Origin of the sequence: Sphingomonas sp. HITSZ_GF, from assembly GCF_029543155.1 — a bacterium.
Lineage (GTDB): Bacteria > Pseudomonadota > Alphaproteobacteria > Sphingomonadales > Sphingomonadaceae > Sphingomonas.
Window position 1 is genome coordinate 170,219 of sequence record NZ_JARQXA010000003.1, and the last position, 22,838, is coordinate 193,056.

At 67.0% G+C, this 22,838-nt stretch carries 18 protein-coding genes and 1 tRNA gene; 9 read left to right on the forward strand and 10 right to left on the reverse strand.

Annotated elements, in window-relative coordinates:
• Nucleotides 1–32: 32 nt before the first annotated feature.
• Nucleotides 33–1,544, reverse strand: a complete 1,512-nt coding sequence (locus tag P6144_RS09770) for a hypothetical protein (protein WP_277767565.1) — start codon at nucleotides 1,542–1,544, stop codon at nucleotides 33–35.
• A 204-nt stretch (nucleotides 1,545–1,748) separates the two neighbouring features.
• Nucleotides 1,749–4,523 carry a TonB-dependent receptor gene (locus P6144_RS09775; RefSeq protein WP_277767566.1) on the reverse strand — a complete coding sequence of 925 codons (2,775 nt, stop codon included), beginning with the start codon at nucleotides 4,521–4,523 and terminating at the stop codon, nucleotides 1,749–1,751.
• Nucleotides 4,524–4,758: 235 nt separating this feature from the next.
• Between P6144_RS09775 and P6144_RS09780 the strand changes: the two genes are divergently transcribed.
• Genes P6144_RS09780 through P6144_RS09790 form a run of 3 tightly spaced genes read left to right on the forward strand, consistent with a single transcriptional unit; the run spans nucleotide 4,759 to nucleotide 6,927 of the window.
• Nucleotides 4,759–5,265, forward strand: coding sequence for a DUF1993 domain-containing protein (locus P6144_RS09780; RefSeq protein WP_277767567.1), 507 nt, complete (start codon nucleotides 4,759–4,761; stop codon nucleotides 5,263–5,265).
• Nucleotides 5,265–6,134 carry a 2-dehydropantoate 2-reductase gene (locus P6144_RS09785; protein ID WP_277767568.1) on the forward strand — a complete coding sequence of 290 codons (870 nt, stop codon included), beginning with the start codon at nucleotides 5,265–5,267 and terminating at the stop codon, nucleotides 6,132–6,134. The genes P6144_RS09780 and P6144_RS09785 overlap by 1 nt, the downstream gene beginning before the upstream one ends.
• Nucleotides 6,135–6,159: 25 nt before the next feature.
• Nucleotides 6,160–6,927, forward strand: coding sequence for a GGDEF domain-containing protein (locus tag P6144_RS09790; RefSeq protein ID WP_277767569.1), 768 nt, complete (start codon nucleotides 6,160–6,162; stop codon nucleotides 6,925–6,927).
• An 88-nt stretch (nucleotides 6,928–7,015) separates the two neighbouring features.
• Here P6144_RS09790 and P6144_RS09795 read toward each other — a convergent pair whose 3' ends face one another.
• The 4 genes from P6144_RS09795 to P6144_RS09810 are packed head-to-tail and all read right to left on the reverse strand — an operon-like array spanning nucleotide 7,016 to nucleotide 10,118.
• Complete coding sequence (locus P6144_RS09795) at nucleotides 7,016–7,624, reverse strand: ATP-binding cassette domain-containing protein (protein ID WP_277767570.1); 609 nt, start codon at nucleotides 7,622–7,624, stop codon at nucleotides 7,016–7,018.
• Nucleotides 7,614–8,300 (reverse strand): molybdate ABC transporter permease subunit, encoded by a 687-nt coding sequence (gene modB / locus P6144_RS09800; protein WP_277767571.1) that lies wholly within the window; start codon nucleotides 8,298–8,300, stop codon nucleotides 7,614–7,616. Before modB ends, P6144_RS09795 begins: the two co-directional genes overlap by 11 nt.
• Nucleotides 8,297–9,073, reverse strand: a complete 777-nt coding sequence (gene modA, locus P6144_RS09805) for a molybdate ABC transporter substrate-binding protein (RefSeq protein WP_277767572.1) — start codon at nucleotides 9,071–9,073, stop codon at nucleotides 8,297–8,299. The genes modB and modA overlap by 4 nt, the downstream gene beginning before the upstream one ends.
• A gap of 40 nt (nucleotides 9,074–9,113) precedes the next feature.
• Nucleotides 9,114–10,118 carry a phytase gene (locus tag P6144_RS09810; protein WP_277767573.1) on the reverse strand — a complete coding sequence of 335 codons (1,005 nt, stop codon included), beginning with the start codon at nucleotides 10,116–10,118 and terminating at the stop codon, nucleotides 9,114–9,116.
• A 133-nt stretch (nucleotides 10,119–10,251) separates the two neighbouring features.
• On the opposite strand from P6144_RS09810, the gene P6144_RS09815 reads away from it, so the two are divergent.
• Entirely contained in the window at nucleotides 10,252–11,955 is a 1,704-nt protein-coding gene (locus P6144_RS09815) for a molecular chaperone HscC (RefSeq protein WP_277767574.1), read from the forward strand.
• Complete coding sequence (locus P6144_RS09820; protein ID WP_277767575.1) at nucleotides 11,952–13,640, forward strand: hypothetical protein; 1,689 nt, start codon at nucleotides 11,952–11,954, stop codon at nucleotides 13,638–13,640. Before P6144_RS09815 ends, P6144_RS09820 begins: the two co-directional genes overlap by 4 nt.
• Before the next feature lie 15 nt (nucleotides 13,641–13,655).
• On the opposite strand, the gene lepA is transcribed toward P6144_RS09820, so the two are convergent.
• Nucleotides 13,656–15,449, reverse strand: a complete 1,794-nt coding sequence (gene lepA, locus P6144_RS09825; RefSeq protein WP_277767576.1) for a translation elongation factor 4 — start codon at nucleotides 15,447–15,449, stop codon at nucleotides 13,656–13,658.
• A 129-nt stretch (nucleotides 15,450–15,578) separates the two neighbouring features.
• Here lepA and P6144_RS09830 point away from each other — a divergent pair, with 129 nt between their 5' ends.
• The gene (locus P6144_RS09830; RefSeq protein WP_277767577.1) at nucleotides 15,579–16,559 is read left to right on the forward strand and encodes a CsgG/HfaB family protein; all 981 of its coding nucleotides are present in this window, start codon (nucleotides 15,579–15,581) and stop codon (nucleotides 16,557–16,559) included.
• A gap of 79 nt (nucleotides 16,560–16,638) precedes the next feature.
• Here P6144_RS09830 and P6144_RS09835 read toward each other — a convergent pair whose 3' ends face one another.
• Together P6144_RS09835 and pnuC are read right to left on the reverse strand one after the other, a co-directional pair.
• Nucleotides 16,639–17,160 (reverse strand): ATP-binding protein, encoded by a 522-nt coding sequence (locus P6144_RS09835; protein WP_277767578.1) that lies wholly within the window; start codon nucleotides 17,158–17,160, stop codon nucleotides 16,639–16,641.
• Nucleotides 17,157–17,711: a nicotinamide riboside transporter PnuC gene (gene pnuC / locus P6144_RS09840; protein ID WP_277767579.1), complete on the reverse strand. Its 555-nt coding sequence runs from the start codon at nucleotides 17,709–17,711 to the stop codon at nucleotides 17,157–17,159. Before pnuC ends, P6144_RS09835 begins: the two co-directional genes overlap by 4 nt.
• Nucleotides 17,712–17,809: 98 nt before the next feature.
• On the opposite strand from pnuC, the gene P6144_RS09845 reads away from it, so the two are divergent.
• The 3 genes from P6144_RS09845 to P6144_RS09855 all read left to right on the forward strand — a co-directional run bounded on the left by P6144_RS09845 (nucleotide 17,810) and on the right by P6144_RS09855 (nucleotide 21,216).
• Entirely contained in the window at nucleotides 17,810–19,105 is a 1,296-nt protein-coding gene (locus P6144_RS09845; RefSeq protein ID WP_277767580.1) for an FAD-dependent oxidoreductase, read from the forward strand.
• A 77-nt stretch (nucleotides 19,106–19,182) separates the two neighbouring features.
• Nucleotides 19,183–19,259: transfer RNA gene (locus P6144_RS09850), tRNA-Pro, on the forward strand.
• A gap of 94 nt (nucleotides 19,260–19,353) precedes the next feature.
• Nucleotides 19,354–21,216 (forward strand): ABC-F family ATP-binding cassette domain-containing protein, encoded by a 1,863-nt coding sequence (locus tag P6144_RS09855; protein ID WP_277767581.1) that lies wholly within the window; start codon nucleotides 19,354–19,356, stop codon nucleotides 21,214–21,216.
• A 288-nt stretch (nucleotides 21,217–21,504) separates the two neighbouring features.
• Here the strand turns inward: P6144_RS09855 and pelA are convergent, their stop codons facing one another.
• The gene (pelA, locus tag P6144_RS09860; RefSeq protein WP_277767582.1) at nucleotides 21,505–22,797 is read right to left on the reverse strand and encodes a pectate lyase; all 1,293 of its coding nucleotides are present in this window, start codon (nucleotides 22,795–22,797) and stop codon (nucleotides 21,505–21,507) included.
• Nucleotides 22,798–22,838: the final 41 nt, after the last annotated feature.

Below are 22,838 nucleotides of genomic sequence, written 5' to 3' on the forward strand. Positions count from 1 at the left end.
TCTCGGCGCCCTGCCCGCGATTTGCAACCGGCTCAGGGCTTGCCGGTAAGGCTGAACTTCGAGCCGACGAACAACGACGCCTTGCAATCGCCTTCGATCTTGAAGTCGTTGCTGGTTCGGCCGTTGCCGGTGCAGCCCACCAGCACGCCCGCGGTCGCCTTCCCCTCGTCGTCGAACAGGAAGCGGATCGGCACTTCGACGCCCCATTGCTCGATGTCGAACCGGTAATGGACCTTCGCCTCCACGCCGATCGACGGCAGGAACAGGAAGCGCGGCAACTGATAGGCAAGCCGCCCGTTGAGCGACCAGCCCTGGCTGAAATAGGGCGGCGCGATATCCACCTCGCCGCACTTGAGATAGGCTGGTGTCGCCGGCGAGGGCGCGGAGGGACAGAGGCTGATCCCCTTATAGTCCGAAAGGCGAATGACCGAGCGCGCATAGCCGACGCCGATCGCGCCGCCGATATCCTTGCCGTTCATGCCGACATAGCCGTTCGCGCTGAACAGCGAACGCGACACCTTCTGCTTCCCCTCGGGAAAGCCCGCAGGCAGCGCAGTGATCAGCGGGATGCCGGTGCCCGCAGGATCGGCGAACGGGAAGAAGCCATATTCGGGCTTGGAATAGCTGCCGTCGATCCCGAAGAAATAGCGCGGATCGCTGTCATAGCCCCATACCGGCTTCACGATGCTCCGGTAATAGCCGACCTTGCGATCCTTGTGCTGCATGAAGGTCATAAGCCTTTGGCCGCTGCACAGCGCGTCGAGCGTCAGCCCGTCGGGATTTTCGGGATTGGGCACGGGATCGCCGGCGTGATGCTTGCGGCAATCCTGCTTCGCTTCCGCGATCGCGCTCGCCAGGTCGTCTTCCAGACCCTTTTGCCGGCCGCCGATCCCGAACTGCACCCCGGCGGTGTATTTCACGCCCTTGTCGATGGCGAAATCCGAAAGATCGGCGAAGTCGGCATTGCCGCTATCCTCGTCCAGCTTGGCGCTGATCCCGAGGCTGAACTTGATATAGTCGTTGTTCCGGCCGCTGCCGGACCAGCCGCTGCGCACTGTGTAGCTCGGCTTGATGTCGATGGTGCTGTCGCTCGATGCGGTGATCTGCGCGTTGAGCTCATCGGGCGGAAAGTCCTTCCATTTGCGCAGGTCCAGGCATCCCTGGAAATGATTGGGATATAGGTTCGCCATCTCGGCGCTGGCGAGATCCTCGCACTTCTTCGTCACCCATTCGCCGTTTATCCGGGCCGTGGCCTCGGTGACCGGCTTCTTGTCGGCGCTCGCCACCGGCTGCGGCGCGGGCGGCGTCGGTGCCGGCCCGCCCGATGCGGCGATCGCCACGCGCAGCGCGTTGCTCGCCTCACGATAGGCATCCCGCGCCGAATCCACCGACTGCTCGGCCTTGAGCAACGCCTCGTTCGCGCGCTTCAGCGCTTCCTGCGCCTTCTCGATCTCGCTCTGCGCGTGCGCAGGCAAGGCGGCGATCGACGCGATTGCGAACGCGGCGATGCCCGGATGCCGCAGCATCCCAGCTCGAATATGCATGACTATTCCCCCCAATAGCTCAGGGACCGGACAGTCTCATTGTTGCGCAGCTTAGGAAACAGAAAATGCGTCCGACGCGGTTGATTGCGCGTTGGCTTCGGCTCCCCCGATCCGCATCGAGCCATCCCCGACGACACCCCGGACGAAAAGGAGCCGGCGCGGTTTCCCACCGCACCGGCTCGCTTCTTTTTCAGGTGCTTGCGATCAGAACTTGATCTTCACGCCAAACTTTCCGGTGAAGCTGTAGTCCTCATATTGCAGCAGCCGGGTGCCGCCCTCGAAGTTGCGATAGGCGTAGTAGGGCGCGTTGGTGAGGTTGATCAGGTCGCCATAGACCTGGATGTTCTTGGTCAGCCAATATTTGGCGCTGATGTCGAGCTGGAAGTGATCGTCGACATAGCGATCCTCGCTGGCATCGTCGCCCAGCTCGTCGAGATAGCGATCGCGATAGGTGCCGGCGACGCGGAACGAGATCGGCCCCTTCTCGTAGCCCAGCACCACATTGAACGTGTTCTTGGCCGACGAAGGCAGCGGGATCACGCGCGGATCGCCGATGTCGCCATCCTCGAGCACCGTGCCCTTGGCGTCGGTATAGGTGTAGTTGATCTGGGTCAGCAGCCCGCTCAGCGCCCCCGGCAGGAAAGTGTAGAGCTGGCTGTAGCTGAATTCGATGCCGTTGATGCGCGCGCTCGGCCCGTTGTACGGCACCTGCGCCTCGTCGAGCACCCGGCCGTTATAGGCATAGTCCTCATAGACGCGGTCGACGATGTAGTTCTTGATGTCCTTGTGGAAATAGCCGAGCGTGATGCCGCCGCCCTTGCCGAAATAATATTCGGCCGAGGCATCGAAATTCCACGCCTTGTAGGGTTGCAGGTTCGGGTTGCCGAACTCGCCCTCGTCGTCCTCGATCACCACGCGCGGCGCCAGCTTGGAGAATTTCGGGCGCACCAGGCTGCGATAGCCCGCCGCGCGCAGCACCAGGCCGTTCGCCGGCTCGAAGCGCGCCGTCAGGCTGGGCAGCCAGTCGGTATAGTTGCGCGTCGCCCGGATCGGCGTCACCGTCTCGGCATCGAGGTCCAGCTCCTGGCCCTGGATGTCGTTATAGGTGTGCTCCATGCGCACGCCGCCGATCACGCGGAACTTCGCGCTGTCCCAGCGGGCGAGCAGATAGCCGGCCGAGACGTCTTCCTTCACCTTGTAGTCGCTGTCGTTCGAGCTTTCGAACGTGTCGCCGTCGTCGAGTTCGAACAGGCCGGTGTTCGAGTTGAAATAGTTGCGGAAGCCGGTCTTCGAAGGCACCGGCTGGATATAGGCCAGGTCATAATCCTGCACGCCGGTCAGGTTGGCCAGGGTCAGGTCGCCCGGGCCGTCATATTCATAGACGTCGATATCGGCATTGTAGCGCTTGGTGCGCCAGCGGAACTTGGCGCCGCCGGCCACGGTGAACTCGCCGCTGCCGGTCGCGAAGGTCTTGGCGAGGTCGGCCCTGGCCGCCCATTCGGTGTCGACCGAGTCGCTCAGCGTGGTGCGCTCGAGCTTGTCGAATTCATATTCGCTGGCGTTGTTGAAGACCGACGAGCCGGCGAGGATGTTGTAGCCGGTCTTCTTCGGATCGCTGTAATCGAAGGCGACGATGAAATTGTCGCCATCGTCGAACTTGCGCTCGAACGCGGCCGGATCGATCGAGCCGTTCTCGCGCTCGCTCGAACGCGCCCAGCTGCCCGAATAGGTCAGCTTCCAGCCATTGGACTTGGTCTCGCCGCCCAGGGTGAGCGACTTGATCTCCTGGCGCTCGAAGCGATCCTTCAGGTCGCGGGTCACGGTGATCTCGCCGTCCTGCGAATCGAAGGTGGCGGTGGTCGCGGTGCCGCTGGTCGGCGCCTCGTCCATCTCGAAGGTCAGGCGACGGCGATATTCCTGGTCGTCGAAGCGCGAATACAGGCCGCGGGCATAGAGGGTGGTCGTGTCGCTGGGCTTCCAGTCGAGCGACAGCGACGAGCTGAAGCGCTTACGCTCCACGTCATAGTCGCGATACTCCATCGTGTCGGCATAGACGGTGCCGCCATCCTCGTCCCAGCCGTCCATCTCCTCGTTGTTGGTCGCGAACTTGCGCTGATAATAGGAGACGCCGCCGGCGATGCCGAAATTGTCGGTGATGCGCTTGGAGAAGTCGAAGCCTACCTTGGGGGTCACCGTCTCACGCAGCTCGTTGTAGCTGCCTTCGATCGACGCGGTCAGCAGGTCCTTCTTGCGGGCGAAGGCGCTCACCGTGTTGATCTCGATCGAGGCGCCGATCGTGTCGGCGTCCATGTCCGGGGTCAGCGACTTCTTCACTTCGATCGATTCGATCGTGTCGCTCGAAATCACGTCGAGCGCGACCGAGCGCACGTCCGATTCCGGTGCCGGCAGGCGGGTGCCGTTGACCGAGGTGCCGTTGAGCTCGGGATCGAGGCCGCGGACCGAGACGAAGCGGCCCTCGCCCTGGTCGTTCAGGATGTTGATGCCGGGCAGGCGGCGCAGCGATTCCGCCACGTTCTGGTCGGGGAACTGGCCGACCGAGTCGCGGGTCAGCACGCTCTCGACGCCGTCGGCGGCCCGCTGGCGCGACAGCGAACCGAGCAGGTTGGCGCGCTGGCCGACCACGAGGATCTGGCTGCCTTCGGTGCCGAGCACCAGGTCCTGCGCGACCACGCCGCTTTCCGGCACGACGATCTTCGCTTCGCTGGCGGGCACGCCGGCGAATTCGGCGCGCAGCGTGTAGGTGCCGGCGGGCACGTCGCCGAAGCGGAAGCTGCCCGAGGAGTCGGCTTCGGTGGTGCGGCCCAGCTCGACGATGGTGACGCGGGCGCCCTGCAGGTTGCGAGTGCCGCTCGCCTCGGAGACGTTGCCGGTCACGTCATTGGCGTGCGCGGCCGCGGGGACGGCGAACAGCACGGCGCCGAGCAACAGGCGCGTGCGGAGAGACGGTTTGCGAAACATCGGAATTCAACCCCCTTCAGGAATGCGGGGGCCGCCTTGCAACCGATCGTGAACGGTACATTGCGTTCCGAAGGCAGTTTGATGACACGAGGCTAAGTACCTGCCACCGCTAGCTTCTTTTCATCACCATCGGCACTGTCCAGTGTTGCGGCGCAGCACGGCACCCCGTGCCGGAAACATTTCGCTCGCGTAAGCGCCGTTGCGCAGCCCGAGCTGCGCGCCTATTTCCCCGCCCATGGCAACCGAACTCTACGACCTCACGGTCCCCGTATTCCTTCGTGGCTTCAAGGCGATGTCCGCGTTCCTCGACAAGGCGCGCGCCTGGGCCGACGAGCAGGGCATTCCGCACGCCGAGCTGCTCGAGGCGCGGCTGCATGAGGACATGGCGCCCCTCACCTCCCAGATCCAGCGCGTGAGCGATTCCGCCAAGTTCGCCGTGGCGCGGCTCGGCGGGATCGAGGCGCCGGCGATGGCCGATACCGAGGCGAGCTTCGACGAGCTCCAGGCGCGCATCGCCGCCACGGTGGCTTTCCTCAAGTCGGTGCCGCGCGAGGCGATCGACGGGCGCGAGGATGCCGATGTCGAAGTGAAGACGCCCAGCCGCAGCTTCCACTTCAAGGGCCTGCCCTATCTCACCGGCTTCGTGCTGCCGAACTTCTATTTCCACATGACCGCCGCCTACGCGATCCTGCGCCACAAGGGCGCACCGGTGGGCAAGATGGACTATCTGGGCGGCATCTGATGGCACGGATCGCGGTGATCGGTGCGGGGGCCATTGGCGGCACCCTCGCCGCCTGGCTGGCGCAAAGCCATGCCGTGACGGTCTGCGCGCGCTCGCCGCTCGACGATCTCGAGGTCGAGACGCCCGAAGGCGTTATCCGCGCTGCCCCGCGCATCCTCACCGATCCCGCCGACGCGACCGAGGTCGATTGGGTGCTGTGCACCACCAAGACCTATGACTGCGCCGCCGCGGCTGCCTGGCTACCCGGGCTGATGGGCCCCACCACCCGGCTCGCAGTGATCCAGAACGGCGTCGAGCAGCGCGATCGCTTCCCCCAGGTGCCGGCGCAGCGCACCGTGCCGGTGATCATCGACCTGCCCGCCGAGCGGAGCGCGCCCGGCCGCATCGTCCAGCGCCGCAACGGCACCATCCATGTGCCCGAGGGCGAGGCCGGCGAGGCGCTGGTCGCGCTGTTCGAAGACACGCCGATCGACGCGCAGACCACACCCGATTTCCTCACCGCCGCCTGGCGCAAGCTCGCGATCAACTGCTCGGGCATCGTCAGCGCGCTCACACTGCGCCCGGCCGAAGTGGCCAATGAAGAGCCGGTTGCGGAAGTGATGCGCGCCCTGGTGCGCGAATGCATCGCCGTGGGCCGTGCCGAGGGCGCCGACCTCAAGGACGGCCTTGCCGACAGGGTCGTGGAATGGACGCGGCGGGCGCACCCGCAGTCGATCAACTCGCTCCACGCCGACTTCAGGGCCGGCCGCCAGACCGAAGTCGATGCCCGCAACATGGTGATCGTCCGCCTCGGCGCGAAGCATGGGATCGACGCGCCGATGAACCGCGCCCTTGCATCTCTACTGAGCGCAGCTTCCACCCAGCATTAACCTGAACTGGCGCAGACTCGGCGGCATGGACGTTGGGATTCGCGCGCTGCTGCTCAATCGAGGACTTGGCCTACTCCTGCTCGCGGGCCTGGCCGGTCTGTACGCGATCTTCGCGATCGATCTGTTCCAGGACGAAGGCGGCACCGTCACTGGCCGCCGCATGCGGGTCGAGCTCGACGAATTCCTGCTCTACGGCTCCAGCCTGATCCTGTTGCTGTTCGGCTTCAGCTTCAACCAGCATCGCGGCCGCCTGCGCGAGCGGACCAAGCGGCTGCGCGCCGAACGCGATGCGCGCGATCTCGGCTATCACGATCCGCTCACCGGCATGCCCAATCGCCGCGCCTTTGGTGAAGCGCTGGACGGGCTTGCGCCAAGCGGGCTCCACGCGGTGCTGATGCTCGATCTCAACGGGTTCAAGGCGATCAACGACACGCATGGCCATGGCACCGGCGACGCGCTGCTGCGGGTGATCGCCGATCGCATCGCCGGCGCGGTGCGCGAGGGCGACACGGCCGCGCGGCTGGGCGGCGACGAATTCGCGGTGATCGCGCCGGGCCTTGCCAGCCCCGAGGTCGCCAAGGCGATCGCCAAGCGCCTTGCCGAGAGCATCGCGCGCCCGGTGTTCCTCGACGGGCGCACCCTTCATGTCGGCAGCGGTATCGGCATCGCCCTGTCGCGCGCAGAGAAGCTCGCGCCCGAGGAACTCACCCGCCGCGCCGATCTCGCCCTCTATGCCGCCAAGCGCAGCGAGGGCGTGGCGTTCCGCCTCTACGGGCCCGAGCTGGAAGCCTAGCAATGCCTCCCCGAGCTTGCCTCGGCGAGCGGGAGCATCGCGAAGCAATGGTGGAGGGGCCGCCGCGGTACGCGGCGGTAGCCCGCCCCTAGATCTCCACGATCCGCGTGCCCAGCCGAGCGGCTTCGTCGCGGTCGTGCGTCACCATCAGGATCGGCAGGCCCGCCGTGTCGCGCAGCCGCTCGATCAGCGCCATGATCTCCTCGCGCCGCGCGCGGTCGAGCGACGACAGCGGCTCGTCGAGCAGCAGGAAGCGCGGGTTGGAGAGCAGCGCCCGCCCGATCGCCACCCGCCGGGCCTCGCCGCCCGAAAGCGTGCGCGGCCAGCGATCGAGCAACGGGGCGATGCCGAGCATCGCGATCGTCTCGTCGACGTCGAGCCCGCCTTCGCTGCGCCGCCCATAGAGCAGGTTCGCGCGCACGCGCAGGTGTGGGAACAGCCGCGGCTCCTGGAAGACGTAGCCGGCGCGCCGTTCGGCCGCCGGCACGTCGATCCCTGCCGCGGCCTCGAACAGCGTCTCGCCGCCCACCCGCACATGCCCGGCATCGGGCTCGATCAGCCCGGCGACCATGTTGAGGATGCTGGTCTTGCCCGCGCCCGACGGGCCGAACAGCACGGTGAGCCCTTCGCCCGCCTCGATCCGGCACGCGATCCCGGCCTCGCCGAGCGTCTTGGTCAGGTCGAGGTCAAAGGACATGCAGCCCCCTGCCCGCGCGCCTGGCGATCAGCTCGGAGGCGAGCAGCGCGGCAAGCGAGATCAGCACCGAGATGCCGGCGAGCCGCAGCACCTGGGCTTCCCCACCGGGGGTCTGGAGCGCGGCATAGATGGCGAGCGGCAGCGTCTGCGTCTCGCCAGGGACATTGGATACGAAGGTGATCGTCGCGCCGAATTCGCCCAGTGCGCGGGCGAAGCCGAGCACCGTGCCGGCGAGCACGCCCGGCAGGCTTAGCGGCAGCGTCACGCTGGCGAACACCCGCCAGCGCCCTGCCCCCAGCGTCGCCGCCGCCTGCTCGAGCCGCCGGTCGACTGCCTCGATCGACAGCCGCATCGCGCGCACCATCAGCGGCAGCGCCATCACGGCGCTGGCGATCGCCGCGCCGGTCCAGCGGAACAGCACCGAGACGCCGAACCAGCTCTCCAGCCAGCTCCCGATCGGCCCGGCGGGCGCAAAGGCGAGCAGCAGCAGCCAGCCGGTCACCACCGGCGGCACCACCAGCGGCAAATGGACCAGCCCGTCGAGCAGCAGCTTCCCCGGAAACCGCCCCCGCGCCAGCAGCCAGGCGAACGCGAAGGCCAGCGGCAGGCAGGCGAGCACCGCCACCCCGCCCACCTTGAGCGACAGCCAGACGATCCCCCAGAGCTCGGGCGTCACAGCGGCTGGAAGCCGAAGCGACGGAAGATCGCCTTGCCCTCGCCGCTCAGCAGGAAGCGGCGGAACGGCTCCGCGTCGGGGCTGGTCGCGGCCTTGAGCCGGGCGAGCGGATAGCGGATCGGCGGGTGGCTGCTGTCGGGCAGGACGCGGACGACCTCGACCCGGCTCGATGCCCGCGCATCGGTTGCATAGACGATGCCGAACGGCGCCGCCCCGCGCTCGACGAACGCCAGCGCCGCGCGCACGCTTTCGCCGCGCACCACCCGCGGCGCCACCGCGTCCCACGCCCCAAGCTTGTGGAGCGCCGCCTTGGCATATTTCCCCGCCGGCACCGCATCGGGATCGGCGAGCGCCAGCGGTCCCGCGCCGAGCAGCCGGGCGAGCGGCAGGTTCGCGCCGACATTCCCCCGCGCGCCCCTGGGCCGCACCACCACCAGCCGGTTGCCCAGGAACGAGGCCCGCGTGCCCGGCACGATCAGCCCGCGCTTCTCGATATCGTCCATCCACGGCTCGTCGGCAGAGGCGAACAGGTCCGCCGCCGCGCCCGCCGCGATCTGCCGCGCCAGCGCCGAGCTCGCCGCGAACGAGCAGACCGGCCGCGCCCGCCCCTTCGCCGCCCAGGCGTCCGCCGCCGCGCTCATCGATTCCTGCAGGCTCGCCGCCGCCAGCACCAGCGGCGCGCGGGCCGACGCCACCGCCATGCGCGGCGCCAGCGCCGCCACGCTTATGCCGGCGAGCAGCCCGCGCCGGCCGATCCGCATCTCGATCGTCATGCCCCGTGCCTGACAGCCGCCCGCCGCCGAGGCAAGGCCCTCACTTCAGCTTGAGCGCCTTCAGCACATCCGCCCAGCGGACCAGCTTGAAGTTCTGCGAGGCCGGCGCGTTGTCGCCGTCCTGCGCGAGCATCAGCCCGCCCTGCAGCCCCGGCCCGAAACTCGCCGTCGAGACTTCGATCCCGTCGGTCTCGCTGGTCGCGCCGAACGTGCCCGCGACGATGCGGAAGCGCCCGGCATAGGCCATGTCCCTGAGCCGCCACAGGCCATAGGCGTTGTCGCCCTGGCTCGAGACGACCAGATAGCCGCCGCGCGCGCCCTCTGCCGCGATCGCCACGCCCTCCACGTCGTCGACCAGCGTCCGCCTGTCGACCGCGATCACCTTCTCGCCGCCCACCGGATCCTTGGCGTTCGCGCCGAAGCGCCACACGCCGACATCCTCTTCGCCGACGAACAGCGTGCCCGTCCGGTCGTCCGCGACACAGCCTTCGGACTGGCTGCCGAGCTTCATCGTCCGCACCCGGTCCGCCACGATCTTCCCGCCCTGGCGGAAGATCTCCATCTGCGCGATCGTCCCGCTCTTATAGACAACATAGGCATAGAGCTTGCCCCCGCGCGGCGCGTACATGCACAGGCCATAGGCCTCGCCCGCCCCCGCCTCGAAGCGGCCGATCTCGGCCAGCGTCGCCGCCCCGGTATCCAGCGTGTAGAGCGCCAGCTTGCCGTTGGCCTTGTCGTTGCGGTCGCTCGCCGCGACGATCACCTGCCCGCCCCACACGCGCAGGTCGACATTGTTGACTCGCCCCGCCGCCAGCGACGACCGCAGCCTGCCCGACAGGTCATAGACGTTGAGCCCGGCCTTCTTGTCGGTCGCCACGATCAGGCTGCGCGCCGGATCGCGCGGATTGCGCCAGATCGCGGGATCGTCCGCCGCATCCTCCAGGCTCGCCACCGCCGCCGTCTCGCCGATCGCCGTCACCTGCGTGGTCGGGACGTCCTGCACCGCGGGCACGGTCTGGAGCAGCATCAGCGTGGCAAAAATCATGGGATCCCCCTGGTTGCGAACCGGCGCCCTTTAGGAACGCAGTGCGACGGATCGATGACAGTTCGGGGACCGCAAGACCCACTGGCGCTTCCAAAAGGCTCTAGCTAGGCTGTCGGAAATAGGGGGGAATCACGTGATCATCGGCATTGATCTCGGCACTACGAACAGTGCCGCCGCGATCTGGCGCGACGGGCAGGCCGTGCTCGTTCCCAACGCGATCGGCGACCTGCTGACGCCGTCGGCCGTCTCGTTGGACGACAAGGGCGCCATCCTCATCGGCATGGCCGCGCGCGAGCGCCAATCCACGCATCCGCGCGACACGGTCAGCGCGTTCAAGCGCTATATCGGCACGCAGCAGACGGTAACGCTCGGCAAGCGCACCTATGATGCCGAGGAGCTGTCGGCGCTGGTCCTGCGCCAGTTGAAGGCCGATGCCGAAGCCTTTGCCGGCGAGAGCGTCACCGGCGCGGTGATCACGGTTCCCGCCTATTTCAACGACCGCCAGCGCAAGGCGACGCGACGCGCGGGCGAGCTTGCCGGCCTCAAGGTCGAGCGGCTGGTCAACGAGCCGACTGCTGCCGCCCTCGCGTTCGGCATCCAGACGCGCGAGCAGGAGCCGTTCCTGGTCTTCGATCTCGGCGGCGGCACCTTCGATGTCTCGATCGTCGAGGTGTTCGAAGGCGTGGTCGAGGTCCGCGCCTCGTCGGGCGACAACCGGCTGGGCGGCGAGGACTTCAACGACAAGGTGATCGAAGTCGCGCGCCGCATGCTCGACCCCGCGCGCAAGCTCGACGGCGCCGACCAAGTGGTGCTGCACGAGTTGCTGCGCGCCGCTGCCGAGCGCACTCGCCGTAAGCTAACCGAAGCCGACGAGGCCGAGTTCGCGATTGTGTGGAACGGCGAGAGCTTTACGGCGAACCTCACTGCCGCGGTATTCGAGGAAGCCGCCGCGCCGCTTCTCCAGCGGCTGCGCGATCCGGTGCTCCGGTCGCTGCGCGATTCGAACATTCGCGTCGAAACGCTGAGCGAGATCGTGCTCGTTGGCGGCTCGACCCGCATGCCGGTGGTGCGTCGCGCGATCACCCGCATGTTCGGCCGCTTCCCCAACGCCACCGTCCACCCCGATCACGCCGTCGCGCTCGGCGCCGCGGTGCAGGCCGGGTTGCTGGCACGCGCGGAAGCGTTGGAGGAAGTACGGCTCACCGACGTCAGCCCCTTCACCCTGGGCGTCGACAATGCCGAGCCCGATGGCGCGGGCGGCTGGCGCACCGGGCTGTTCTCGCCGATCATCGACCGCAACACGACGATCCCGGCGAGCCGCGTCCGCTATTACGGCACCGTTGCCGACAATCAGCGCGCGATTCGCTTCGGCATCTATCAGGGCGAGGCGCGCGAGGTCGCGGGCAACGTCAAGCTGGGCGAAGTCACGCTGTCGATCCCGCCCAAGCCGGCAGGCGAGGTGATGGTCGAATGCCGTTTTACCTATGACAGCAGCGGTATCCTGGAGGTTGACGTATCGATCCCCGCGACGGGCATCACTCGCAACCTCGTCATCATCGACGAAGCCGACGCGATGGACGACAAGCAGATCGCTGCCCGTCGCGCCGAACTGGCCGCACTCAAGGTCCACCCGCGCGAGGAAAGCGAGAATGCCGCCGTGCTAGCGCGCGCGTCCCGCTGCTACGAAGGTTTTATCGGCGAACGGCGCGACCTGATCGGACAGTGGATCGGCGCGTTCGAGGCTTCGCTCGGCGGGCAGGATCCGCGGCTGATCAGGGAAGCCCGCGCGCTGCTCGTCGAGCAGCTCGATTCGATCGAAGGCGAGCGCTTCCTGTGAGCCAGGGCGGTCCAGCCTGGAAGCGGCTCGGCCTTGCCCCCACCGAGGACCAGCGCGAGATACGCCGTGCCTATGCGCGGCAGCTCAAGGCGATCGACGTCGAGCGCGATCCCCAGGCATTCATCGCGTTGCGCGAGGCGTTCGAGGACGCCCAGCACATCGCGCGCTGGATGGCCTATGAGCGCGAGGAAGCGGAGAATCCCGAGGCCGAGGCGCCGGACGCCGACGACATGCTCGACGAGGCGGAGATGGCCGACACGATCGGCGCGTTGCGTGTCGACCTTGGCCAGGCCCCGTCGCCAGCGCTCGCTGCGGCGCCTGCGGCCGCCGAACGAGACGGTCCCTGGTCGCCGCCAACGCCGGAGAAGTTCGACGCGCACGCCGCCGCGCTCGCCCAACTGCTTCAGCGCAACAATCTGGAACCTCGCCCCTGGCCCACCGATGCCGAGCGCGAGGAAATGCTCGTCCATTGGCGCGTGATCCAGGCCGACCCCCGCATGCAGCAACTCGACTTCTATGCCGATGCCGAGAACTGGATCGCCGGGCTGATCGGCTTCACCATCCCCTTCTCGGACACCTTGATCGTCCCGGCCACCGAATATTTCGGCTGGGTACGCGACGAGGGCAAGATCAGCCAGAGCAACGGGCTGTCCGAGGTGGTCTATCGCTACCGGATGCTCAGCTTCCTCGACGAGATCCGGGACCCGGGCGGCCAGCATTACGAGGCCTGGTGCGAGCTGACCACGCCCGCCGACGTGGATGCGGAGCGCGGCCGCGTCTCCGTAAAGAAGATCCACAAGCTGCTGCATCAGGTGCGCCTCCACTATCCGGGGCTCGAGGGCAATTTCGAGCCCGAGCGCGTCGCCCTGTGGGATCGGGGCAATGGCGGCGATGCTCTGGGTCCACTGGTTCCCGACGAGAAGCAGCCGATCCGCATCCCCGGCTATCTGCTGTGGTTTTTCCTCGTGTTGATCGCAATCCCGGCGATCGGCAACCTGACCAAGAACAGTAGCAGCCCAACCTTCCGCCCATCGGAAGAGCCCGCCCTGCTCGCCGGCACGCTTGGGCTCAGCGACGAGAAGCGCGACGTCGAAGTGCTGCTGAAGAATGTCGGCGATGGCACACTGACGCTGGAGAAGATCGAAAAGCAGAACCCCAAGCTTGCGCAGCTGATCCGCTCCAACTGGGAGATCAGCCATGAGGGCGGGCAAACGCTACTCAACTTCGTCAACAATGTCAGCGCGGTGCTCAACGACCAGGTGGGCGACCGCAAGCGGATCGCCTCCCCGGAGACCCTGCTCGCCTATCGCACGCTGGTAGCGGACAAGGCCCGCGCGCTACGCAGCATATCGCCTCAGAAATGCGCCGACTTCTTCCGAGGCGTGACCGTTCAGGCGCGCGACCTGACGCCAGAGCTGCTCAAGCGCGAGCGCGCGATGATAACGCGACTGCTGCTCGAACCCGGTGATCCGGCGCCGCGCAGCGGTCCGACGACCTTCATGATTCCCAATGCGGTGTTCGACGAGGGCGCCCGGCGCGCCAAGCTCAGCCAAGCCCGGATGGAAGGCGGCGCGATGAACAAGGGAACGCCCGCGGACATCTGCAATGCCCGGATCGGCTTGACCGAAGCGGTGATCGCTATGCCGGCGGGATCGGAGAAGACGCGGCTGCTACGGGCGATGTGATCGCCCGTTGCGGCGCTACTCCTCCCCCATCCGCAGCGCCGCGATGAACGCCTCCTGCGGGATGCTGACCGAGCCGTACTCGCGCATCTTCGCCTTGCCCTTCTTCTGCTTCTCCAGAAGCTTGCGCTTGCGCGTGGCGTCGCCGCCATAGCATTTGGCGGTCACGTCCTTGCGCATCGCGCTGATCGTCTCACGGGCGATCACCTTGCCGCCGATCGCCGCCTGGATCGGGATCTTGAACAGGTGCCTCGGGATGAGTTCCTTCAGCCGCTCGACCATGCCGCGGCCGCGCACTTCGGCGGTCGAGCGGTGGACGATCATGCTGAGCGCGTCGACCGGCTCCTCGTTGACCAGGATGCCCATCTTGACCAGGTCGCCTTCCCGGTAACCGATCTGCTCATAGTCGAAGCTGGCATAGCCCTTGGACAGCGACTTGAGCCGGTCGTAGAAATCGAACACGACCTCGTTGAGCGGCAGCTCATAGGTCGCCTGCGCGCGGCCGCCGACATAGGTGAGGTTCTTCTGGATGCCGCGCCGGTCCTGGCACAGCTTTAGCACCGAGCCGAGATACTCGTCCGGCACATAGATCACCGCCTGGATCCAGGGCTCGGCGATGCTCTCGATCTTGTTCGGATCGGGCATGTCGGCCGGATTGTGCAGCTCGATATGCCCGCCGCCATGCGTCAGCTCGATCTGATAGACCACCGAGGGCGCGGTGGTGATCAGGTCGAGATCATATTCGCGCATCAGCCGCTCCTGGATGATCTCCAGGTGGAGCAGGCCGAGGAAGCCGCAGCGGAAGCCGAAGCCCAGCGCCGCCGAGGTCTCCATCTCGAACGAGAAGCTGGCGTCGTTGAGCCGCAGCTTCGAGATGCTCTCGCGCAGCTTCTCGAAGTCGTTGGCGTCGACCGGGAACAGGCCGCAGAACACCACCGACTGGACTTCCTTGAAGCCCGGCAGCGGCTCGAGCGCGGGCCGCTTGGCGTCGGTCAGCGTGTCGCCGACGCGGGCCTGGGCGACTTCCTTGATCTGCGCGGTGATGAAGCCGATCTCGCCCGGTCCCAGATCGGGCAGCTGCTCGATCTTGGGGGTGAAGGCGCCGACGCGGTCGACCAGATGGGTCGTGCCGGCGGCCATGAACTTGATCTGCTGGCCCTTCTTGATCGTGCCGTCGATCACGCGGACCAGGATGACGACGCCGAGATAGGGGTCGTACCAGCTGTCGACCAGCATTGCCTTGAGCGGCGCGTCGACATCGCCCTTGGGCGCCGGGATGCGCTCGACCACGGCATCGAGGATCTCCTCGATGCCGATGCCCGACTTGGCGCTGGCGAGCACCGCGTTCGAGGCGTCGATGCCGATGATCTCCTCGATCTCGTTCTTCACCTTTTCGGGCTCGGCCGAGGGTAGGTCGATCTTGTTGATGACCGGGATGATCTCGTGGTCGTGCTCGATCGACTGATAGACATTGGCGAGGGTCTGGGCCTCGACGCCTTGCGCCGCGTCGACCACCAGCAGCGCGCCTTCGCAGGCGGCCAGGCTGCGGCTCACCTCATAGGCGAAGTCGACATGCCCCGGCGTGTCCATCAGGTTGAGGATATGGCCCTTCCACTCCAGGCGCACGGTCTGCGCCTTGATGGTGATGCCGCGCTCCTTCTCGATGTCCATGTTGTCGAGCACCTGCGCGCTCATCTCGCGGTCGGAGAGCCCGCCGGTGCGCTGGATCAACCGGTCGGCCAGCGTGGACTTGCCGTGATCGATATGCGCGATGATCGAGAAATTGCGGATCTTGGAAAGTTCGGTCGCCATAATCCGCGCGCGTTAGCAGCTTGCACGCGAAAGCCAAAGCACTCGCGGCATCGCTATTGCGACTTCTGCAATTTCTCCGAAACGCTTTTGAAGCTATCCGGAAAACGGGTTCAGAAGGATGGAGATATCATGACCTCCAAATATGCGTCGATCATCAGGATTCTCATGGCCTCTGCCGCGCTGCTCGGCGCGGGACAGGCCTATGCCCAGAAGGGCGCCAAGCCCAGCAAGGGGCAGAAGATGCAGGAAGCCGCCGTCAACGACGTGCCGCACTGCTCGCGCAAGCTCGGCACGCTTTCCATCGTCGATGGCGACGATCCCAGCGGCTGGACCCAGTATCAGCTCGCACCGCCCGCCAAGCTGCTGCGTGTGCTCGTCCAGCGCTCGGGCTGCTTCAACATCGTCGATCGCGGCACCGGCCTGCAGGCGGCATCGCGCGAGCGGGCGATCGGCGGCAATCTGGGGCTGCAGCGCGGCTCGAACGTCGGCCAGGGCCAGATCAAGGCGGCCGACTATGTCCTCGTCGCCGAAGTGCAGGGTGCCAATAGCAATTCGGGCGGCAGCGGCGTGGGCGGTCTGGTCGGTGGCCTGATCGGCGGCCGCACGGGCGCGGCGATCGGCGGCGGCATCAAGTCGCGCAAGCTCGAGGCGAACACCGTGCTCTCGCTCACCAATGTCCGCACCACCGAGACGATCTCGGTGCAGGACGGCTATGCCGCGAAGAACGACATCTCGTTCGGCGCTGGCGGCGGCCTGGGCTTCTTCGGCGGCGCGGTGGGCGCGGTCGGCGGCGGATACGAGAACACCGATATCGGCCGGATCGTGACGCTGGCCTTCATCCAGGCCTATGCGAAGATGGTCGACGAACTGGGCCTGGTCCGGCCGGGCGACGCCGGCACCGCGCAGGCGGCACCGGCCAAGACCTTCACCGCACAGGGCCCGGTCGCAATGCGCACCGCCCCCGCTGCTACCGGCAAGATCATCCGCACGCTGCCGATGGGCTCGATCGTCTATCCGACGGGCAACAAGAACGGCCTGTGGTGGGAAGTTGCCGACGAGAACGACAATGTCGGCTGGGTGCTGAACACCAAGCTGGCGCCGTCGAACTAGGACGCCGCCAGACGGACACGAAAAAGGGCGGGCGCCAGCGGCGTCCGCCCTTTTTTCATGCCCCGGGATGGAGATCGCGTCAGTCCGCCTGCACGGCCTCGATCGCAGCAACGGCATTGGCGAAGCGCGCCTCGCCATCGCCCGAGACGAGCGCCCAGCGCACCCCGCGGCGCTCGAGCTCCGCGCGGGAGAGATCGAAGAATTTCTGGCGCAGCTCCTGCGTGCCGAACATGCGGGTGCCGTCGGCGCGCCAGGGCATGTTGATGTCGAACAGCAGGTAGAAATCGGCAACGCCCTGCCATTCGTCGAACCAGGGATCGCGATAGCCGAACAGCATGTCGGCCCAGACCGCGGTCATCAGCGGATCGGTATCGAGGATCAGCGGCTTCATCCCCGCGGCGAGCAGCGTGCGGGTGCCGGCATCATGCGTCTTGGCGATCTCGAGCAGGTCGCGCATCGTGAAGTCGATGCCGCGCGCCTCGGCATATTCGCGGCCATATTCGTCGACCACCTCGCCACCGAGATAGTCGGCGAGTCGCGGTGCCAGCGTCGACTTGCCGGTGCTTTCGGGGCCGTGGAGGCAGATGGTGCGAAGCTTCATGCGCTCTTCTTGATCCAGTCGATAAGTCCCCGGCCCGCAAGGACCAGAAGAATCATATAGAGGATCGCCGTAGGCCACAGATCCTTTACGGCGAACAAAGGAACGGCGAGCAGATCAGCCGCGATCCACAACACCCAGCTTTCCCATTTTCGGCGCGATTGCAGGATTTGCGCTGCGATGCTGACGATCGCGACGCTGCCGTCCCACCACGGATAGGCGGCATCGGTCTGGCTGTGCATCAGCCAGCCCCAGCCGGCCGCGGCGACCGCGACCCCCGCCAGCCAGGCCAGGCGCTGCCGGTCGCTCAGCCGCTCGACCCGAACCTCGCCCGTCTCGGCGCGCGAGCGCGACCAGTTCCACCAGCCGTAGAGATTGACCGCGAGGAAGAAGAGCTGGAGCAGCGCGTCGCTGTAGAGCTTCTCGCCCAGGAACAGCCAGCCATAGAGCGAGACCGCCACCAGCGCGAACGGGTAGTTCCACATGCTTCGGCGGACGACGAGCGCCACGTTCACGAGCACAAGGGCGGCGGCAACATACTCGATCGGGCTCACCGGCACGGCCTAGCAACAATTCGCGGTTTCCGTCGAGAGGGTTGCCCTTCCCTCTTCGCGCGCTAGGCTGGGCCATCGGATCGCGGGAGGAGAGGCCCATGCGTCATGTCGCAGTGATCGGTTCCGGGCCGGCGGGCTATTATACCGCCGAAGCCTGCCAGAAGGTGTTTGGCGACGAAGTTCGCGTCGACATAATCGACCGGCTGCCGGTGCCCTTCGGGCTGATCCGTACCGGGGTCGCCCCCGACCACCAGTCGATCAAGGGCGTCTCCCGTCGCTACGAGGCGGTGGCACTCACCGACAATGTCCGCTTCGTCGGCAACGTCACGCTCGGCAAGGACCTGTCGATCGACGAGCTGCGCGCGTTGTACGACGCCGTCGTCCTCGCCACTGGCGCGCCGCATGATCGCAAGCTGGAGATCCCCGGCGCCGAGCTGCCCGGCGTGACCGGATCGGCGGCGTTCGTCGGCTGGTACAACGGCCATCCCGACTATGCCGACCTCGCCCCACCGCTGGACGGGCCGGCGGTGGTGATCGGCAACGGCAATGTCGCACTCGACGTCGCGCGCGTACTCGCCAAGGCCGAGGACGAGCTGGAGGCGTCGGACATCGTCGCGCATGCGCTCGACCTGCTACACGGCGCGCAGGTCCATGACATCACCCTGCTCGGCCGCCGCGGGCCGCACCAGATCGCGATGACTCCCAAGGAGCTCGGCGAGCTCGGCGAGCTGGCGCATGCGACGCCGGTGGTCGACCCCGCCGACTTCCCGCCGCCCGAAGAAGACCATGTGCTCGATCCGGGGCAGCGCAAGGCGATCGGGCATCTGCGTCGCTATGCCCAGGGCATGCCCGACAAGCCTATCCGCATCATCTTCGACTTCTTCGCGATGCCGGTGGCGATCGAAGGCGACGGCAAGGTGGAGCGGGTGATCGTCGAGCGCACCGCGCTGGGCCCCGACGGCAATGCGCACGGCACCGGCGAGACCTATGCGATCCCCGCCAGCCTGGTGGTGAGCTGCATCGGCTATCGCACCCCGCGAATCGAGGGCGTGCCCTATGACGACAAGGCGGGGCGCTTCGCCAATCTCGACGGGCGGGTGCTGCCCGGCCTCTACGCGGTGGGCTGGGCGCGGCGCGGGCCGACCGGGACGATCGGCACCAACCGGCCCGACGGCTTCGCCATCGCCGAGAAGATCGCGGAGGATATCGGCGACGGCTCGGGCAAGCCCGGCCGGCCGGCGCTCGACGCGTTGCTGGCGGAGCGCGGCGTGGAGGCGGTGACCTTCCGCGACTGGCTCAAGATCGACGCCGCCGAGATCGCCGCGGCCCGCATCGGCGCGCCGCGCGAGAAGTTCGTTTCGGTCGATGCGATGCTGGGTGCGCGGAAAAGCTGAATCTGGCGCTTGCGTGACTCAAATAGCGTGGTTATAGGCGCCCCCTCGCAGTCGGGGTTCGCCCCGGAGGCACCGGTCGGGGAATAGCTCAGCCTGGTAGAGCACTGTCTTCGGGAGGCAGGGGCCGGAGGTTCGAATCCTCTTTCCCCGACCATTTAAATTCCCGCTAAATTAGCACTTTACGCGAAGTGGCCAACCAGGGGCCACCAAGCACTCGGGTGCGCCTCTGAGATACTGAGGGCCCGATCGTGCTTTCCTTTCGTGACATCACCATCCGGCTTGGCGGCCGCGCGATCATCGAGGGTGCGAGCGCCGCGATCCCGCCGCGTGCCCGAGTCGGCTTCATCGGCCGCAACGGCGCCGGCAAGTCGACGCTGATGAAGGCGATCGCCGGGATGATCGAGACCGATACCGGCTCGGTCGATATCCCGCGCAATGCCCGCTTCGGCTATCTCCGCCAGGACGCCCCGGGCGGGCAGACCAGCGCCTTCGACACCGTGCTCGAAGCCGATGTCGAGCGCGCCGCCCTGCTGCTCGAGGCCGAGACCCAGGACGATCCCGACCGGCTGGGCCATATCTACGAGCGGCTCGACCAGATCGACGCCTATGAGGCCCCTGCCCGCGCCGGGCGCATCCTGAAGGGCCTGGGCTTCGACGAGGCGATGCAGGCGCGGCCGATGGACAGCTTCTCGGGCGGCTGGCGGATGCGCGTGGCGCTGGCGAGCCTGCTGTTCCTCAACCCCGACATCCTGCTGCTCGACGAGCCGAGCAACCACCTCGACCTCGAAGCGGTGATGTGGCTCGAGGGGTTCCTGCGCGCCTATCGCGGGACGATCCTGCTGATCAGCCACGAGCGCGACCTGCTCAATAACGTCGCCGACCATATCCTTCACCTCGACCGCGGCCAGACCACGCTCTATCCGGGCGGGTATGACGCGTTCGAGCGGCAGCGGGCCGAGCGACTCGCCCAGCAGGCAGCGGCGCGCGAGAAGCAGGTGGCCGAGCGCGAGAAGCTCCAGGCCTTCGTCGATCGCTGGCGGGCCAAGGCGAGCAAGGCCAAGCAGGCGCAGAGCCGGGTCAAGGCGCTGGAGCGCATGCAGCCGATCGCGGCGGTGGCCGAAGACCCCAGCCTCACCTTCCAGTTCCCCAATCCGCAGGGCCTGCGCCCGCCGCTGCTGACGCTCGACCATGCCTCGGTCGGCTATGAGGAAGGCAAGCCGATCCTCTCGCGCCTGGGCCTCCGGCTCGATCCCGACGACCGCATCGCCTTCCTCGGACGCAACGGCAACGGCAAGACCACGCTTGCCCGGATGATCGCCGGCGAGCTGCCGGTGATGGACGGCGAGATGACCACCGCCACCAAGCTGACGGTCGGCTATTTCACCCAGTACCAGGTCGAGGAGCTCGATCCCGACGCCACGCCGGTGGAGACGATGGGCCGGGTGATGAAGGGCGCGACGCCGGTACAGGTGCGCAGCCAGCTCGGCCGCTTCGGCTTCTCGGGCGACAAGGCGCTGACCAAGGTCGGCAAGCTTTCGGGCGGCGAGCGCGCGCGGCTGGCGCTGGCGCTGGTGACGCACAACGCCCCGCATCTGCTGATCCTCGACGAGCCGACCAACCACCTCGACGTCGATACCCGCGAGGCGCTGGTCCAGGCGCTGGCCGAGTTCAAGGGCGCGGTGGTGCTGGTCAGCCATGACCGCCACATGCTCGAGCTGGTCGCCGACCGGCTGTTCCTGGTCGATGGCGGGACGGCGCGGGAATATGACGGCACCATAGAGGATTATGCCGCCTTCATCGTATCCGGGAAGCCGGCGCCGGGCACCGCCGGAGCGCCCGCCGACAAGAAGGGCGACCGCCGGGCCGGCGCCGAGGCGCGCCAGGCCACGACCGGGCTGCGCAAGGCAGTTAGCGACGCCGAGACCGAGCTCACCAAGGCGCAGAAGGCACTGGCCGAAGTCGATGCCGCTCTGGCAGGAAACCCGCCCAAGTGGCTGAAATCGCTGTCGATGGGCGACCTCATGAAGCGGCGCGGCGAGATCGAGGCGCAGCGCGAGACGGCCGAGGCGGCCTGGCTCGAGGCGAGCGAGGCGCTGGAAGCGGCAAACTAGACGCTTTCGAACGCCGAAGTTTGCTGCGTTTGCGGGAGTTGCAGGGTTGCGGTGCCGTTATGCGGAACACTTTCGCGAGGCGAAGGTGATGCACGAACGGACGCTTCGATCCGCGGAAGTTTGCGCGACGCGTTGACGGTTCCAAGAGCGGCCCTTGCGGGACTATGGAACATTAGCAGAACATCCTTGTGTAGGACAGCCAAAAGCCGTCATCCCGGCGAAAGCCGGGATCTCAGGCGATGGCGGGAATAGAGCCGCACGAGATCCCGGCTTTCGCCGGGATGACGTTCAGGGCTTCATCGCCACCCATTTGTCGTAGGTGGCGAGCGCCTTGGCGGGGCCGGTGTTGTACCAGCTATAGCCGTTGCGGCGCTCGACGCTGAGCTCGTTGACGTCGCTGTGGATCGTACGGTCGCGGTCGCCGAAGATCGGCTTGCCGGTCTTGATGTCGTAATAGCGCGACCAGAGCGGGCCGGCGCCGGGCTTGGGGACGAGCTTGCGGCCGTCGGTGCCCTTCTCGAAGGCGACTCCGTACACCGCGTGCGCCTTGAGCCAGGCGGCGCCGTCGCCGATCGCCGCCTCGACTGAAGGCGAGCGCCCGGCCTGCTTCATCAGGAAGATCAGCAGGTCGGCGCTCTCATCCGAGGACAGAGCGGCCGGTTCGAAGTTGCGGGCGCCCGCCGGCGCGAGCGTGAGCGCGTCGTGCTGCTGGCCCCAGATGGTGCGCTTGCCGTCGACGACCACCTGGGTCTTGAGGATGAGCTGGATCGCCTTGTTGCACGCCACCTTGGCCTCGGCGGCGAGCGCTTCGGACACGAAGGCATAGTCGCCCTGGCGGCGGGCGACCTCGGCGAGGACGGTCACCACCGAGGACAGCGCATCGTCGTTGAAGGTGAGCGCATCGTGATAGCCGCCCTGGAGCGGATAGATCTGCGGCCAGCCGCCATTGGGGAACTGGGCGTTGAGCAGATAGCGAACCCCCTTGAGGAAGCTTTCGCGATAGGCGCCAGCTTCCGCGTCCGGAACGGCCGCTTGCACGCGGGCGAGGAAGCGCAGCTCGGTGGTGGTGGCGTTGTTGTCGATCGTGCCGACATAGCTCCAGCTGTCGTCGTCACCGGCGGTACGGGCATTGGCGGGCAGCTTCTCGACCACCACCCAATGCTCGCCGCGGGCGCGGACCGGGCCGGTGCGATCGACATTCTTGCCCCAGCCGCCAGCGGGCGTCTGGAAGCTGACGATATTGTCGGCGACGTGGCGCGCCTCCGGCCCCGCATACCATTTGGCGGGCTGGTTGAGCGGCATGCCGCCGCCGCCCGAAGGGCCCGGCGGGGGCGATGCGGGCGTGGGCAGCGTGCCATCGGCACGCTCCTGGGCGAGCTGGGCCTTGTCGGCGGCCATCAGCGCGACCGAGCGATCGAGATAGACGTTCCAGGCACGCTGCTGGCCGATCGGCAACGCGGCGATCCGGGCGTGGGTGATCGGCTCGGCAGGCGTCATCTGGCCGATTACTTCGACCGCGGCATATGCCACCGGTGTCATCGCTGCAGCTGCGAACAGCGCGATCTTTGCGATACGAATCATGTCCCCTCCAATTTTGGTTTGGCGAGAGGATAGCGGGTTGG